The 14521-nt window shown below is 73.8% G+C and carries 15 protein-coding genes and 1 pseudogene; 10 read left to right on the top strand and 6 right to left on the bottom strand.

The genetic code is table 11. The features are described from left to right. Positions 1–18: 18 nt before the first annotated feature. On the bottom strand, positions 19–744 hold the full coding sequence (locus ACQKM2_RS12990; RefSeq protein WP_427709054.1) for an NAD(P)H-binding protein: 726 nt from the start codon (positions 742–744) through the stop codon (positions 19–21). A gap of 306 nt (positions 745–1050) precedes the next feature. Between ACQKM2_RS12990 and ACQKM2_RS12985 the strand changes: the two genes are divergently transcribed. Then, complete coding sequence (locus ACQKM2_RS12985; RefSeq protein WP_427709052.1) at positions 1051–2061, top strand: quinone oxidoreductase family protein; 1011 nt, start codon at positions 1051–1053, stop codon at positions 2059–2061. 17 nt (positions 2062–2078) lie between these two features. Here ACQKM2_RS12985 and ACQKM2_RS12980 read toward each other — a convergent pair whose 3' ends face one another. Further along, on the bottom strand, positions 2079–3011 hold the full coding sequence (locus tag ACQKM2_RS12980; RefSeq protein WP_427709051.1) for an SCO6745 family protein: 933 nt from the start codon (positions 3009–3011) through the stop codon (positions 2079–2081). A 139-nt stretch (positions 3012–3150) separates the two neighbouring features. Here ACQKM2_RS12980 and ACQKM2_RS12975 point away from each other — a divergent pair, with 139 nt between their 5' ends. The 3 genes from ACQKM2_RS12975 to ACQKM2_RS12965 all read left to right on the top strand — a co-directional run bounded on the left by ACQKM2_RS12975 (position 3151) and on the right by ACQKM2_RS12965 (position 4898). Then, on the top strand, positions 3151–3723 hold the full coding sequence (locus ACQKM2_RS12975) for a TetR/AcrR family transcriptional regulator (RefSeq protein ID WP_427709050.1): 573 nt from the start codon (positions 3151–3153) through the stop codon (positions 3721–3723). Positions 3724–3874: 151 nt separating this feature from the next. After that, complete coding sequence (locus tag ACQKM2_RS12970; protein ID WP_427709049.1) at positions 3875–4561, top strand: phosphotransferase; 687 nt, start codon at positions 3875–3877, stop codon at positions 4559–4561. Positions 4562–4571: 10 nt separating this feature from the next. Beyond that, positions 4572–4898: a hypothetical protein gene (locus tag ACQKM2_RS12965; protein ID WP_427709047.1), complete on the top strand. Its 327-nt coding sequence runs from the start codon at positions 4572–4574 to the stop codon at positions 4896–4898. A gap of 65 nt (positions 4899–4963) precedes the next feature. Here ACQKM2_RS12965 and ACQKM2_RS12960 read toward each other — a convergent pair whose 3' ends face one another. Then, positions 4964–5860: a hypothetical protein gene (locus ACQKM2_RS12960; RefSeq protein WP_427709045.1), complete on the bottom strand. Its 897-nt coding sequence runs from the start codon at positions 5858–5860 to the stop codon at positions 4964–4966. Positions 5861–6255: 395 nt separating this feature from the next. Between ACQKM2_RS12960 and ACQKM2_RS12955 the strand changes: the two are divergent. After that, positions 6256–7736 (top strand): annotated as a pseudogene (locus tag ACQKM2_RS12955) (alpha/beta hydrolase). 109 nt (positions 7737–7845) lie between these two features. After that, positions 7846–8202, top strand: a complete 357-nt coding sequence (locus ACQKM2_RS12950; protein WP_427709043.1) for a hypothetical protein — start codon at positions 7846–7848, stop codon at positions 8200–8202. 140 nt (positions 8203–8342) lie between these two features. Here the strand turns inward: ACQKM2_RS12950 and ACQKM2_RS12945 are convergent, their stop codons facing one another. After that, a complete protein-coding gene (locus ACQKM2_RS12945) occupies positions 8343–8666 on the bottom strand; it encodes a DMT family transporter (protein WP_427709041.1) in 324 nt (107 codons plus the stop codon). Next, positions 8663–9316, bottom strand: a complete 654-nt coding sequence (locus ACQKM2_RS12940) for an FMN-dependent NADH-azoreductase (protein ID WP_427709039.1) — start codon at positions 9314–9316, stop codon at positions 8663–8665. The genes ACQKM2_RS12945 and ACQKM2_RS12940 overlap by 4 nt, the downstream gene beginning before the upstream one ends. 107 nt (positions 9317–9423) lie before the next feature. Here ACQKM2_RS12940 and ACQKM2_RS12935 point away from each other — a divergent pair, with 107 nt between their 5' ends. From ACQKM2_RS12935 to ACQKM2_RS12925, 3 genes are all read left to right on the top strand, one after another. Continuing rightward, positions 9424–10083 carry a TetR/AcrR family transcriptional regulator gene (locus ACQKM2_RS12935; RefSeq protein ID WP_427709037.1) on the top strand — a complete coding sequence of 220 codons (660 nt, stop codon included), beginning with the start codon at positions 9424–9426 and terminating at the stop codon, positions 10081–10083. A gap of 135 nt (positions 10084–10218) precedes the next feature. Next, on the top strand, positions 10219–11280 hold the full coding sequence (locus ACQKM2_RS12930) for an ATP-binding protein (RefSeq protein WP_427709035.1): 1062 nt from the start codon (positions 10219–10221) through the stop codon (positions 11278–11280). Beyond that, positions 11277–13100 carry a vWA domain-containing protein gene (locus ACQKM2_RS12925; protein WP_427709033.1) on the top strand — a complete coding sequence of 608 codons (1824 nt, stop codon included), beginning with the start codon at positions 11277–11279 and terminating at the stop codon, positions 13098–13100. Before ACQKM2_RS12930 ends, ACQKM2_RS12925 begins: the two co-directional genes overlap by 4 nt. A gap of 52 nt (positions 13101–13152) precedes the next feature. On the opposite strand, the gene ACQKM2_RS12920 is transcribed toward ACQKM2_RS12925, so the two are convergent. Then, the gene (locus tag ACQKM2_RS12920) at positions 13153–13770 is read right to left on the bottom strand and encodes a TetR/AcrR family transcriptional regulator C-terminal domain-containing protein (protein ID WP_427709031.1); all 618 of its coding nucleotides are present in this window, start codon (positions 13768–13770) and stop codon (positions 13153–13155) included. 75 nt (positions 13771–13845) lie between these two features. Between ACQKM2_RS12920 and ACQKM2_RS12915 the strand changes: the two genes are divergently transcribed. Continuing rightward, entirely contained in the window at positions 13846–14454 is a 609-nt protein-coding gene (locus ACQKM2_RS12915; RefSeq protein ID WP_427709029.1) for a peroxiredoxin-like family protein, read from the top strand. The last annotated feature ends 67 nt before the right edge of the window (positions 14455–14521 follow it).

Here is a 14521-nt window from a genome sequence, read left to right as displayed (position 1 = left end):
GCGGGCACAGCGGGCGGTTCAACGGAAGGCGTCGGCGTTCTCCTCGGCCCACTGCCGGAACGGGCGGGCGGGCGCTCCCGTGATCCGCGGGACCGTGTCGCGCACCGTCAGCAGTCCCTCGTTCACGTCTCCGCCCGTGACGTCGAGCACCGCGTCCGCAGCCTCCTCGCCGAAGACCGCGGCCATCTGTGCGCGGGCCTGCCCGCGGGTGGTTTCGGCGAAGGAGACCTCCCGGCCCAGTGCTGCCCCGATGGCCTCGGCCTGCTGCCGGGCGGTCACCGGCGCCGGACCGGTCAGCGCGTACGTGCGCCCGCGGTGGCCGGGCTCGGTCAGTGCCGCCCGTGCCACCGCCGCGATGTCCGCCGGATGGATGGTCGGCAGCGCGGTCTCGGCATACGGCGCGCGGACGGTCCCGCGGGCACGGATCGAGTCCGCCCACATCAGGGTGTTCGAGGCGAACTGCGTCGGCCGCAGGATCGTCCAGGCCATGCCGCTCGCCTTGAGCAGTCGCTCCACCGCGAGGTTCCCGCGGGCGGGGCCGAGGTGCGGGTGGGGCTGGACGGTGATGGACGACACCGGCACGACGTGCTCCACACCAGCCTGGCGCGCGGCGTCGAGTATGCCGGCGTCCGAACCGAGGCTCGGTAGGAGGAACAGCGAGCGCACCCCCTTGAGCAGGCGCTTCAACACCGCCGGCTCCGCCAAGTCGCCCTCCACGGCCTCGACCCCATCGGGAAACCTCAACCAACCTTCAGGTCAAGGTCTCGGCGACGCCGCGGTGCGAGGAACCAACTCGTGGGCCCCGCGGCCGTAGACGCACTGGCAGGGCTACTGGCAGCACACGACACGACCGCGTCCGGCCGCCCGTGAGCCGGAGGAGCATCCGGAGGCGGTGGTCTATTTCGTGCGCCGCGCGGTGGAGCTGCCGCAGGCTACGCCGGTTGCGGTGGGCGGCCGTACGGCGGTGCGGGAGCGGCGGGCTGGGCTGCTTGCCGGGAATCGGTTCGCCATCAGCGGGGTTGGTGGGGGATAAACCGTTATTGGAGAGCCATGCGAGCGATTCAGGTGTACGAAGTGGGCGGTCCCGAGGTGCTGCGGGAGGTCGAGGTGGACCAGCCGCGGCCGGGTCCGGGCGAGGCGATCGTGGAGGTCGCCGCATCCGGGGTCAACTTCCTCGACGTCTACCACCGCGAAGGCCGGTACAGCCTCCCGCTGCCCTTCACCCCGGGCACCGAGGGCGCCGGCACGGTCGTCGAAGTCGGACCCGGCGTCGCTGACGTCGCAGTCGGGGACCGGGTCGGTTGGGTGGAGACTCCCGGCTCGTATGCCGAGCGGGCCGTCGTGGACGCCTCCCGGCTGGTGCCGCTGCCCGACGACATCGGCTTCGAGACGGCCGCCGCCGTGCTCCTCCAAGGCATGACCGCGCACTATCTCGTCAAGGACGCCTATCCGGTCCAGGGGGGCGACACGGTGCTCGTGCATGCGGCCGCCGGTGGCATGGGGCTGCTTCTGACCCAGCTCATCACCCATCTCGGCGGCAGGGTGATCGGCACGACGTCGACCGCGGCGAAGGCCGAGCTGGCGAAGCGTGCCGGGGCCGCCGAGGTGATCCTCTCCTCCGCGGTCGAGGATCTCGCAGCCGAGGTGAGGCGGCTCAACGGCGGTCAGGGACTGCCGGTCGTCTTCGACGGCGTCGGCGCGGCCACCTTCGACGCGAGCCTCGCCAGCCTGCGAGCCCGCGGCCATCTCGTGCTCTTCGGCGCGGCGAGTGGTGCCGTGCCGCCGTTTGATCCGATGCGGCTCGCCCAGGGCGGTTCGCTGACCCTGATCCGGCCCAGCCTCGGGCACTACATCGCCGATCGGTCCGAACTGCTCCGACGGGCCGCCGATGTGTTCGAGTGGGTGCGCTCCAAGGCGCTTGAGGTCACCGTGACGGGCCGCTACGCACTGTCCGAGGCCGCCCGGGCCCACAGCGACCTGGAGGCTCGGCGCACCACCGGCAAGCTGCTCGTCGTACCCGGTGCGGCCGCTGTCGGACGCCGCGAGGAGACGCAGAGCTGATCCCGCGAGCGAGGTGGTCAGGCCTTGCCGATTCCCAGCGTCGTGGTCATGGGCAGCAGGCCCGAGCCGATCGCCGCGACCCAGAAGTCGCCGAGCAGGCCCGCGAGCCGCTCCAGGTCCTCGGAGCCCAGCGCCTCGTACGGTCCCGCGGCGAGTTCGTCGGTACGGCCTTCGACCTCCGCGCGCAGGGCGCGCCCCGCCGCGGTCGCCGTCGCGGGGCCGTCGGGCTCCAGCAGGCCCCGTCGTACGAGGCGCTCGCGGGCGGCGGCCCAGTCCGGGACGCTCCACTGCCGGCTCCGGAAGGTCTCCTCCGGCGCAGCCCCGATCGCGGCGAACGACACGAGCGCCTCCACCGGGTCGAGCCCTGCGGCGCGGAGCGCCGCGATGTGGCCGTCCCCGCGGTGCTCGCGCAGGATCGTCGCGGCGTGCCAGAGCACGAGGTGCGGGGCATCGGGCCATGCCAGGGCCGCGTTGGCGGCGGCGAGCGGGCGGCCCTGGACGTCGGCGGCCTCGGCCGCACGGCGGGCCAGGGTCGCGGCCTGCGCGAGCTCGGGGCTGTCGACGCGGTCCCCCAGGAGCGCACGGTAGACCCGGTCGACGGCGCGCTCGCGGGCGGCGAGGACGGCTTCGGGTGACGTCACGTCCCAGGCGGCGGGGACGTAGCGCCCGACCATCTCCGGGCTGAAGCTGTAGAACGCGGACCCCACCTGATCGGCCCCGGCCGCGCCCAGCGGTGCGGCCCGCCAGGCGAAGTAGCTCGGCCACCGCTCACCGGTGTCGAGGCCCAGTGCGGCCGCCTCCTCGAAGGACTCCGGCGCGAAGTAGAGCACGGCGTGCAGCGGCTCCAGCAGCTGCCACAAGTGGCGTACGCGACGGGGCTCGATCGCGTCAGGCACGGGGTTCTGGTGGTTCTGGTGGTTCTGGTGGTTCTGGTGGTTCTGGTCCGACATGACGTCTCCTCAACAGGTCCACCGGTTCGGTGCTCATCCGGGACTCGGCCGGACTCGGCCGCTTCGAACTTGACGGTGACTAGATTGCTCGCGCCGCCCCCAACTTGTCAATGACTAGATCCTGCGTAGTCTGTTCACCGTGACAAGCCAGCGCACCTACCACCACGGCGACCTGCGCCACGCCGTCCTGACCGCGGCCCTCGACGTCATCGCCGCCGAGGGCCCCGGCGCCCTGAGCCTGCGCGACCTCGCCCGCCGGGCCGGCGTCTCGCACGCCGCGCCGGCGCACCACTTCAAGGACCGCACCGGCCTGCTCACCGCGATCGCGGCGGAAGGCTTCGGCCTGCTCGCCGAGTCCCTCGCGGGCACGGACGCGGACGCGCCGGAACTGCGCGAACGGGGCGTGCGCTACGTGCGGTTCGCGATGACGCATCCGGCGCACTTCCAGGTGATGTTCCAGCCGGAGCTGCTGCGCGAGGACGACCCGGACCTGACGGCCGCCCGGCAGCGCGCGGGCGAGCAACTGCGCATGGGCGTGGCCCAGTTGCCGGACGCGGGTCGGGGCGACGACGCCCGGCTGGCGGGGGTCGCGGCCTGGAGCCTGGCCCACGGCTTCGCCACCCTGCTGCTGAGCCGGAACCTGAGCGGCTCGGTGGACGACCAGGACCCCGAGGAGGTCTTCCGCTCGCTCACCGGACTGCTGTTCAGGTGACCGGGGAGGAACGGGGTCGCGCGACACGCGCCACTCCTACGGGTCCTGCTGCCCGAGCGTCGGCGTTTCGGCCAATCCGCCACCGGGTGCGTGGTCTTGCGCGGTAAGGGTCGGTACAGCGAGCACCTTCGGGGATCCGCTCAACCGCAGGGTGCGCAACCCGTCCGAAAGTGCAGGTGTTCGAAATCGGTGCGGCGTCGTTGAGCACGGCGACACCATCGTCGCGTCCACCGAGGGGAACTCGTTGACGTTCGTCGAGCATTGCGGCGCCGATGGGGCCGCGCACCTGCCGGAGGCCGTCGGTCCTGCGGACGCCGTGGCCGGGATCCTGGCGTCGCGGTACCGGATCGCACCGGCCGCGGTCGGCGAGGGCCCGGCTGGAACGGTGACCCGCAACTACCTGGTCGGGGACCGCGATGGCCGCCGGTGGTTCGTGAAGTCGTACCCGCCCGGTACCGACCTGGCCGCGGAGCGGGAGGCCCTGGCCCTGGGGGAGGCGGCCAGGGCCGGCGGGGTTCCGGTTCCGGCGGTGCGGCGGTGCGGCGGACGATGGCCGGTGGCCGGTGAGGTGATCGCGTCGGCCGGGGGGGCTGTCAGTGTCCGTGGCGGAGTACCCGCGCGCCGTCCTGGCCCGCCCGGACGGGTGGACGGCCTGGCCGGCCGGCCGGAGCTGGGCCCGTACGACCGGATCTTCGTGTCGTTCGCCGTGCCACGTATCCCGTCGGCGCTGGTCGAGCAGCTCGCGCCGGGTGGCCGGGCGTTGATGACGCTGGGGACCCGTTCACCGTCCTGGCCGGGCCTGGCCGTGCTCGCCAGGACGGCGGCCGCCCGCGGATGACGAGCGCGGCGTGTGGCTGGCCCTGGACCATCTCCGGCCCGGTCTCGTACGGGACTTCAGCGCCGACGGCCTGACCATCGGCGCACCCGGGTGCGGGTCCTGGCTGCGGGCCCGCACGGCAGGTGCCGGCGGCTGGGAGGTCACCGGCCGGGGGCCGCGCGACATCTGGGCCGAGCTCCACGACGTCGCCGACCGCTGGCGTGCGGCCGGCTCACCCGCCTCCTACCGGCTGGAGGTGGACTCCGGTGGCGCCCAGCGGGTGACGAGCCGTTCCGGCGCGCTGTCCTGGCTCCTGCCGGGACCGGGGATCACGAGCGGGCCTGCCCGCCTCGGATGACCGGTCCGCCAGGGGCGGGCGGCTCGGGCCGGCCCGCCCCTGGGGTGTGCGTCATGCGGGCCCGGTCAGACCTTGTTGTAGGTGCCGGTGTGCCAGAGGGCGCCGCCCTTGGTGGGGCCGCCGTCCTTCTTGTAGACGACGAAGTTGCCGTCGTCCTGGAGCAGGGCGTAGGCGCCGGGGTTGTTCGCCGTCCCCGTCCGCCAGCGGGCCGTGGTGCGGCCCTCCTCGACGAGCGTCAGGTCCCCGCGGTCCTTGGGAGCCATCTGCAGGGTGACCCGGCGGCTGCCGCCGTACGTACCGCTGCTCCAGATGGCCTTGCCGTCCCGCTTGCGGTAGATGACGAGGTTGTTGTCCTGCTGGAGGACCAGCCACACGGTCGCGGACTGGGCCCAGTTGCCCGTCCACCAGCCCTCGGCGGCCGTCGCGAACTCGGAGCAGAACCAGCCCTGCCGCTCCGTGCTGCGGGTGGACCAGCGGGGGTTGGCGCTACGGCCCTCGACGAGGAACTCGCCGCCGAGGAGGGAGGCCCTGACGCTGCCCGTGCCCGGGCCGCTGCCGTGCGTGTTCGAGTGCCAGAGGGCGCCGCCCTTGGTGGGGCCGCCGTCCTTCTTGTAGACGACGAAGTTGCCGTCCGCCTGCATGGTGGCGTACGCGCCGGGGTTCCCGTGCGTGCCGCTGGCCCATAGGGGCAGCTTGTAGCCGCCCGGGGTGCCGAGTGCGTAGAGCACGAGGTTGCCGTCGGGCTGCATGACCAGTTCGGTCGTGCTCACCTTGTCCACGAGGCGGGCCCCGGGGTCCAGGCGCTGGCCCGGGTTGAGCGTCGCGAGGACGCCGCTCTGCGGTCCGCGGCACTGGGCCGGGGCGGCCGCGGCGGGGGCGGCCGCGGCCGGGACCAGGGCCGCTGCCGAGGCGGAGACGACGAGCAGGGACACGAAGGTTCTTCGGAGCGCGTGCGTGCGCATGGTGGTTCCCCCCTGGGAAGTGCGGGTCCGACCGGGCGGTCGTCGCCGGTCGTGTGAGGTCCCTTTGTACACCGTCCCCGAAACCGCCTGCCGTGCGGCTGCCGGCGGTGCGGTGTGCGGCGCCCGTGCGATCCGCGAGCGCCCCGGCGGACCGTCCTGCGGGACCCGCCGGCGGACCCTGCAGCGCCCCTGGTTCCTTCCTGCTTCCTCCCTGCTTCCTCCCTGACCGGCCCCTGACCGGTCCCTGACCGGTCCCTGAACGGCCCCTGAGAACGGCACCGAGCGGCCAGCCGCGCGCCTAGCGTTCTCGGCGAGTCCCGTGGGCCCGGTCGGGCCCGCACCTGCACATGTCTTGAGCACGTCTCCCGCACCCGGTCTCGCCAGGAGGAAGATCCATGCTGTTCAGAGGCAGGTCCGCGCCCCGGCGCACCGCCGTGTGGAGCACGGCCGTGCTCGCGGGGGCCGCCGTCGCCGGCTTGGCCGCCGCCCCGCCCAGCGTGAACGCGGCGCCGGTGACGGCCAGAACCCTGCACTGGGTGCCGTGCGACGCCCCGGGCGACCCGGGCGCCGAGTGCGCCACCCTCACGGTGCCGATCGACTGGGCCCGCCCGGACGGGCCGACGCTGGGCCTGGCGGTGGCCCGCCGGCAGGCCACCGACCCCGGCGCGCGCGTCGGTTCGCTGGTGTTCGGTCCCGGGGGCCCCGGCGACTCGGGCGTGGAGCGGGTGGTGAGCGGCATCAGCCGGTTCAGTCCCGAGAGCCGCCGCAGGTTCGACGTCGTCAGCTTCGACCCACGTGGCGTGGGCCGCAGCAGCCCGGTGACCTGCTCCGCCGACCTGCTCGCCCGGCGGCCGTCGCCGGAGCTGGCGAGCCAAGCGGACTTCGACGCCACCCTGGCCTACAACGAGCGGCTCCGCGCCGACTGCCGAGCACGCACCGGCCCCGTGTTCGACCACCTCGACACGGCCCAGACGGTCCACGACCTAGACGCGCTGCGCGCCGCCCTGGGCGAGGCCGAACTGACCTTCCACGGCAGCTCTTACGGCACGCTCCTCGGGGCGGAGTACGCCGAGGCCTATCCGCACCGGGTACGGGCGATGGTGCTGGAGAGCGTGATGGACCACAGCGTGTCCCGTTCCTGTGGTCCGGGGCGACCGCCGCGCAGGACTCCTTCGACGAGTTCGTGAAGTGGTGCGCCGGCGACTCGGCCTGCGCACTGCACGGTCGCGACGTCCGCACGGTCTGGCGAGGTCTGCTGGCCCGGGCCCAACGCGGTGAGCTGGAGCACCCCGCCAGGCCGGGAACCGCTCTCTCATCAGCGGACCTGGTCAACGGGACCGCCTTCAGGAAGTTCTACCGCGTCGACTACGCGGGCCTGGCGAAGGCCATCGCCGCCATGGCGGCGAGCAGCCCGCTCCCGCGCCCGCTCCCCTCCTCGCCCGCCCCGGTGTCGCCGCTGCCTCCGGCGGCCTCCGTCTTCTGCGCCGACTGGCGCCTGCCGGTGCGCGACTACCGCGAATACGCCTCGCTCGTCGGCGTGATGAACAGGGCAGCACCCGACCTGCCCACCCTGCTGCCGCTCCAGATGACGGTGGCGTGCCTGGGCGCGCCGACCGCCAATCCGCAGCACCGCCTGGCGGCCCGCGGCGTCCCGCCCGTCCTGGTGTCCAACGCACTCCACGACCCCGCCACCGGCTACCCCTGGGCCGTCTCGGTGGCCCGGCAACTCGGCCGCAGCGGCGTGCTCCTCACCTACGAGGGCCAGGGCCACGGCAGTGTGACCAGCGGCCCGTGCATGGAGCACGCCGTCGACGGCTACCTGACCGGCCTGACGGTGCCGCCACGTGGCACCCGATGCCCGGCCGTGCCGTCCTGACGGGTCTCTTCGCCGACTTGACGTGCAGAGTGACGGGAACCTCTCCTCACGGGCAGTCAGCTGACATGCTGATCAGCTGAACTCCCCTTCCCACCTTTTGGAGACCACCGTGGATCTGAGCGCCATCGGCGAACCCGTCTTCGTGCAGGAGGACACCCAGGTCGACGTCGGAATCCATCTTCGGGAAGGCACCCTCACCCTCACCCAGAACGGCAGTGACTTCGCGGCGCACCACGCCCTGGTGGAGTTCGCCTCCGTCGACGAGCGGCCGTGGATGGCGGAGAAGGTCAAGTTCTCGGCCAAGGCGTCGGACGGCAAGTCCGTGGTCCTGGTCGTGGACCTGCTGAACGACGACTGCGACGGCCCCAGGGCCGGTCTTCCCGCCGCGGTGTGGAAGGTCGTGGCCCTCGCCGCGACCTCCGCCGGGGACGTCGGCATCACCTACCAGGCTCCTCGCGGAGTCTGATCCGGAGTCCGATACGGAGTCCGGTGCGGAGTTCTGATCCGGGCGGCCTCCTCGGACGGGTCTCGTCAGGCCTGGGGCGAGACCGGGACCGGGGCCGCGCACCGTCGGCCTCCGGCTTCGTGCGCCTCGTGGCGGGCGTCTCAGCCCGGCTGGGCGGTCGCGTGGGACAGTGCCACGCCGCCGATGATCAGGGCGAGGGCCAGGAGGCGGCCCGGGGTGACCGGGTCCTCGTGGAGCACCACGCCCAGGGTGATGGCGCCGGCCGCGCCGATTCCGGTGAAGACGGCGTAGGCCGTGCCGACCGGCAGGCCCTGCATCGCCAGGGACAGCAGGTAGACCGCGACGGCGGCGAGCGCGAAGCAGAGCAGCGTGGGCAGCGGGCGGGTGAAGCCGGCCGTCGGCTTGATGCTCTGCGACCAGGCGACCTCCACCAGGCCCGCCGCCACGAGGAGCAGCCAGTTCACAGGGACCCCCCTGTCGTGCGGGCCGCCTCCAGCGCGGCCGCCCGGGACGCGTCGTGCGCCCCCCGTCGGCCGGAGAGGGCGGGGTCGGTGAGGGAGTTGACCAGTTCGGTGCCGAGGAACGTCATGTCCTGCTCCGGCACCGCGAAGTGTCCGGCGAGGAAGTCGCGCAGGTAGCGCTCCTGGTGGTCGTAGGGGTGGCGCGGGGTGCCCGGGCCGTACGCGCCGCCGCGGGCGTACGCCACGACGAACCGCCGTCCGGCCAGGGACATGCGCGGGAAGGTGACCTGGTCGATCCAGGCCTTCAGGGAGGCCGGGACCGAGTAGTTGTACATCGGCGTGGCGATCAGCACGACGTCGGCGGCGAGGAGTTCGGACAGCAGCGGCTCGACGACCGCCCAGGCCGCCTCCTGCGCGGGAGTGCGTACGGCTTCCCGGTAGCGGGCGGGGTCGGTGATCCCGTGCTCCAGGACGTGGTCGCACAGCTCGGTCCAGGCCTCGCCGATCTGCGGGACCGGGGTCCGGGCCAGGTCGCGGTGGACGTGGGTGCCACCGGGGTGGGACGCGCGCCAGGCGGCGGCGACGGCGTCGCCGGCCTCCCGGCTGAAGGAACGGCGGCGGGCGCTGGCGTCGAGGTGCAGCAGCGTGGTCATGACGGGACCCCTCGGTACGGAGACAGTAACCGGACACGGCGTCCAGTTATACCGGACGAGAAGCTCAACCGGACAGTCCGTCCACTTATTCCGGTAGGCTGGGCACCATGGAGACGAGGGAACGCGCGGACGCCGCCCGCAACCGGGCCAAGGTGCTCTCCGCCGCCGCCGGGCTGTTCGCCGCCGGGGACGCGCGGGCGGTCACCATGGAGGACATCGCCCGGGCCGCCGGCATCGGCCGGGGCACGCTCTACCGCCGCTACCCGGACGTCACCTCCATCGCGGCGGCCCTCCTCGACGAGCACGAACGCCGCCTGCAGGAAGGGCTGCTGCACGGCGCTCCCCCGCTGGGCCCCGGCGCGCCGCCGCCGGAGCGGCTCACCGCGTTCTACGCCGCCATGGTCGACCTGCTCGACACCCACGGCCACCTGGTGCTGGGCGCCGAGACCGGCGAGAAGCGCTTCACCGTCGGGGCCTACGGCTTCTGGCGCGCCCACGTCCTCGTCCTGCTGCGCGAAGCCGGAACCCCGGACCCGGAAGCCCTCGTGGACGGCCTGCTCGCGCCCCTGGCACCGGAAGTCTTCCTCCAGCAGCGCGCGCGGGGGGTGACGCCCGACCGGATCAAGGCGGCACTGGGCCGGCTGGCGGGCACGCTGGCGGGCGGGCATTCGGTCGGGCCTGCGGTCGGGCCGGCGGTCGGGCCGGCGGTCGGGCCGGCGGGCACGCTGCCGGGCGCGCTGCCGGGCGCGCCGACCGCCGCCGGCTGAGACGGGCCCGCCCGGCGCCTGCGCACCGTCCGCGGGAAAACCGGATGCCCGGCGGGGCCCGGTGTGACCACACTGGCCGCACCACACACCGGCCGCACCACACACCGGCCCACCCCCCGAAGGACGTTCCCGCGCGTGCAGGCTGCCGTCACCGTCACCCCCGCCCAGATCCCCGAACTGCTGCTCGGCCTCGCCACCGTGCGGCCCGTGTTCCTCTGGGGGGCGCCCGGCATCGGGAAGTCCTCGCTCGTGAGGAAGTTCGCCGACTCCCTGGGCCTGGAATGCGTCAGCCTCCTCGGCACCCAGCTCGCCCCCGAGGACCTGATCGGCGTGCCCCAGATCCGCGACGGCCGGTCGGTCTTCTGCCCGCCCGAGGCCATCGCCCGCGACGAGCCGTACTGCCTCTTCCTCGACGAACTCAACGCCGCCGGCCCGGACGTCCAGAAGGCCTTCTACTCGCTGATCCTCGACCGCCGGATCGGCTCCTACGAACTGCCCGCCGGCTCCATCGTCATCGGCGCGGGCAACCGCGCCACGGACAACGCCCTCGCACGGCCCATCGCCTCCGCCCTGGTCAACCGGCTCACCCACGTCCACCTCCAGGCGTCCGCACAGGACTGGCTGGTGTGGGCCGGCGAGCACGGGGTCCACCCGTGGGTCACCGACTACCTCACCGACCGCCCCGACCACCTCTGGTCGCAGCCGCCCAAGACGGAGGAGCCCTTCTCCACCCCGCGCTCCTGGCACATGCTCTCCGACGCCCTGCACTCCTTCGGCGACGACCTCGACGAGCAGACCCTCAAGGTCGTCGCACACGGCACCCTCACCCCCGCGCACGCCGTCTCCTTCTGCGGCTACGCCAAGATCGTCCGTCACACCTTCGGCATCGAGGCCATCCTGAAGGGCGACGCCTCCTGGCCCACCCGGCTCCAGGACCGCGACCTGCTCTACTACCTCGCGGAAGCCTTCCGGGGCCGCCTGCTCAAGGACCTCCCGGCGCAGAAGGAGCACGTCTCGCCCGCGCTGCGCCAGCACACCCACCGCTTCAAGTCGCTCCTCGTCCAACTCGCCGAGATCTCCGTCGAGGTGGCCCAGACCGTCATCGCCGACGACGCCGACGGCCAGCCCGTGCTGCCCGGCTGGTTCCTGATCGAGGCCGCCCGCGACATGCCCCGCCTGGTCGAGGCCCGCCGGTGAGCCGGAGCGGCAAGGCCCGGGCGAAGGCCGCCGCCAAGCCCGATCCGGCCGCACAGGCCTTCGCCGAGGGCATGGTGCTGGTCAAGCAGAACCCGGCCCTCGGCGCCCTCAGCGGCAAGATCTGCCGCGAGACCGGCTGCCCGGAATCCCCGGACGGGGGCCTGGCCGCCGTCACCTCCAACGGCGTCGTCCACGTCCACCCCACCCGGCGGGCCGAACCCCGCGAGTGGGCCTGGGCCGTCGCCCACGCCCTGCTCCACCTCGGCTTCGGCCACGTCCCGGCCGCCGCCGTCGAGAACCGCACCCAGCCGGACCCCTTCGACCTCGCCGCCCGCTGCGCGGTCGTCAACCGCTTCCTGCTGACCTTCCCCGTCGGCCGCGCCCCCGACCACCTGCCCGGCGAGTACCCCGGCGGCGACGAGGACGAACTCGCCGCCCGCTGGCGCCGCGACGGCATCCCGCCCGCCTACGAGCACTGCGGCACGGCGGGCCGCGGCCCCGACCAGGTCCTGACCACCTGGCGGGCCTGGGGCGGCGCCGCCGTCCCCGACTGGCAGACCGCCTTCGCCGCGGCCCTGACCCGCAGCGTCTCCGCCGCCATGGACGTGGCCGGCGGCCGCCGCGACCGGACCACCGGCGAACGCGTCGCCCAGCACCCCTGGGACCGGGCGCTGAACTGGTTCGTGTCCTCGTACCCGCTGCTCGGCGGGATCGCCGCCGGGCTGACCGTCGTCGCCGACGCCGAACTGGCCCGCGCCCAGGACATCTCCGTCGCCGCCGTCAGCGCCACCGCCGGCGAGATCTACGTCAACCCGCTGCGCACCTTCGAGGACGAGGAGTGGCGGTTCATCCTGGCCCACGAGATGCTGCACGCCGCCCTGCGCCACGGTGAGCGCCGCGGCGGCCGCGACCCGTACCTGCACAACGTCGCCGCGGACTACGTCGTCAACGACTGGCTGGTGGAGATGCGGATCGGCAGCATGCCGGAGGGGCTGCTGCACGACCCGGCGCTGCGCGGGCTCTCCGTCGAGGAGGTGTACGACCGGATCGCCGCCGACCTGCGCCGGATGCGGCGCCTCGCCACCCTGCGCGGCAAGGGCGCCGGGGACATCCTGGGCGAACCCCTCGCGCACGGCGCGGGGCGGCCTGCGTACGCGGATCTCGACGAGTTCTACCGGCGCGGCCTCGTCCAGGGCTTCGACCTGCACGTCCGCGGCGGGCGCGGCCTGCTGCCGGCCGGGCTCGTCCAGGAGATCCGGGCCCTGTCCCACCCGCCGGTGCCCTGGGACGCCCGGCTCGCCCGCTGGTTCGACGAGTACGTGCCGAGGCCTGAGGCCGTACGGTCGTACGCGCGCCCGGCGCGCCGCCAGGCCTCGACCCCGGACATCCCGCGCGCGGGCCGGTACTTCCCGCCCGAGGAGACCGCCCGCTGCACCTTCGGCGTGGTGCTCGACACCTCCGGGTCGATGAACGCCGCCCTGCTCGGCAAGGCACTGGGCGCGATCGCCTCGTACGCCGAGGCGCGCGACGTACCGGCGGCACGGGTCGTCTTCTGCGACGCGGCCCCGTACGACGCGGGCTACGTCCCGCCGGCCGAGATCGCGGGCCGGGTCCGCATCCGCGGGCGGGGCGGCACGGTGCTCCAGCCGGGCATCGACCTGCTCCAGCGCGCCGAGGACTTCCCGCCGGCGGCACCGCTCCTGGTGATCACCGACGGCTGGTGCGACACCCTGCGCATCCGCCGCGAACACGCCTACCTGATCCCCCAGGGCGCCGGCCTCCCCTTCACCCCACAGGGCCCGGTCTTCCGCCTGACCTGACCGCCAGTAGTACTGCGGCGGGTCAAAGGCGACCCGGAGAGCGGCGCTGCCGCTAGGCCGGGTCCAGGCCGCGCAGGAGGAGGGTCAGGCCGCCGTCGAACTCCCGGGCCGGGGTGAGGGCCGGGGCTTTGCGGGCGGCCTCGGTCAGGTGTGGGAAGCGGGTCGGCGGGAGTTCGGCGATGGCTGCCGTGCCCGCGCCGGAGAGGGCGCCGAGGTGTTCCTGCTGGACGGCGCCGATCACGTAGGCGAGGAGGGCCCGCAGGGCGATGATCCGCTGCTCGGGGCCGATGCCGGCCTCGGCGAGCACCCCCAGCAGCGTTTCGCCCCAGCCCGTCACGCTCGACGAGCGGTGGCGGTGGGTGAGGACCAGCGGCAGGACGGCCGGATGCGCGGCCACCGCGCCGCGGAGGCGGGCCACGAGCTCGGTGACCCGGTCCCGCCACGGGCGGCCGGGGGCCGGCGGGGTGGAGTCCACCGCGCTGAGGACCAGTTCCACGACGAGGGCTTCGAGTTCCTCGCGGTCCTGGACGTAGCGGTACAGGGCCATCGTGCTGATGCCGAGTTCGACGGCGACGGCGCGCATCGACAGCCCGGTGAGTCCGTCGCGGTCGATGACGGCGAGGGCCGCGGCGGCCAGCCGGGCCGGGGTGAGCGAGCGGGGTCGGGGCATGGTGATTGACAGCGTACGCCATACGCCTACGCTGGTTGGTGTACGGCATACGCCTAACCAGGGGGTCCAGCTCCGATGAAGCTCTCCGTAGGTTCCGCAGTCCCCTCCCGCACCCTGACCGCGGTCGGGGACGGCGCGCCCGTCGCCGTCCCCGACCCGGGTGCGGGACCCGACCGGCTGATCCACCTCCAGTTCCGCCGGTTCGCGGGCTGTCCCGTCTGCCACCTGCACCTGCGCTCCGTCGTGCGCCGGCACGCCGAGATCGAGGCGGCCGGGATCCGGGAGGTCGTCGTCTTCCACTCGACCGCCGCGGAACTGCGCGAGCACGTCGCGGACTTCCCGTTCGCCGTCGTCGCGGACCCCGGCAAGCGGCTGTACGCCGACTACGGCGTCGAGTCGTCCTACCAGTCCCTGCTCAGCCCCCGCGCCTGGGGGCCGGTGGTGCGGGCACTCGCCCACGGCACCGTCGAGTTGGTGCGCGGCCGGGCGAAGGCGCCGTCGTTCTTCCCGGACGGCGGGCGCTACGGCCTCCCGGCGGACTTCCTGATCGGGCCGGACGGGCGGATCCTGGCCGCCGGGCACGGGGAGCACGTCGACGACCAGTGGCCGGTGGAGAAGCTGCTGGATCTGGCGCGGGAGGTGCGCGAGGGCTCCGCCGGACGGAGCCCGCATGCGCCCGGGTGAGGGCGAGTGCTGCCGCCGAACGGGGCGCAGGCCGGGCCCGTCGCCGTTGCGGGGTGGAGATTCCGGA

This window comes from Streptomyces sp. NPDC004126, assembly GCF_050275515.1.
Lineage (GTDB): Bacteria > Actinomycetota > Actinomycetes > Streptomycetales > Streptomycetaceae > Streptomyces.
Note: the sequence above shows the minus strand (reverse complement) of the source record. Positions and strands in the feature narration are given on the sequence as shown.

What these genes read in the sequence shown, in the direction of transcription:
- ACQKM2_RS12960 (WP_427709045.1), bottom strand. Translation starts at nt 5,860, where the DNA reads ATGCGCACGCACGCGCTCCGAAGAACCTTCGTGTCCCTGCTCGTCGTC.
- ACQKM2_RS12985 (WP_427709052.1), top strand. Translation starts at nt 1,051, where the DNA reads ATGCGAGCGATTCAGGTGTACGAAGTGGGCGGTCCCGAGGTGCTGCGG.
- ACQKM2_RS12915 (WP_427709029.1), top strand. Translation starts at nt 13,846, where the DNA reads ATGAAGCTCTCCGTAGGTTCCGCAGTCCCCTCCCGCACCCTGACCGCG.
- ACQKM2_RS12935 (WP_427709037.1), top strand. Translation starts at nt 9,424, where the DNA reads ATGGAGACGAGGGAACGCGCGGACGCCGCCCGCAACCGGGCCAAGGTG.
- ACQKM2_RS12920 (WP_427709031.1), bottom strand. Translation starts at nt 13,770, where the DNA reads ATGCCCCGACCCCGCTCGCTCACCCCGGCCCGGCTGGCCGCCGCGGCC.
- ACQKM2_RS12940 (WP_427709039.1), bottom strand. Translation starts at nt 9,316, where the DNA reads ATGACCACGCTGCTGCACCTCGACGCCAGCGCCCGCCGCCGTTCCTTC.
- ACQKM2_RS12980 (WP_427709051.1), bottom strand. Translation starts at nt 3,011, where the DNA reads ATGTCGGACCAGAACCACCAGAACCACCAGAACCACCAGAACCACCAG.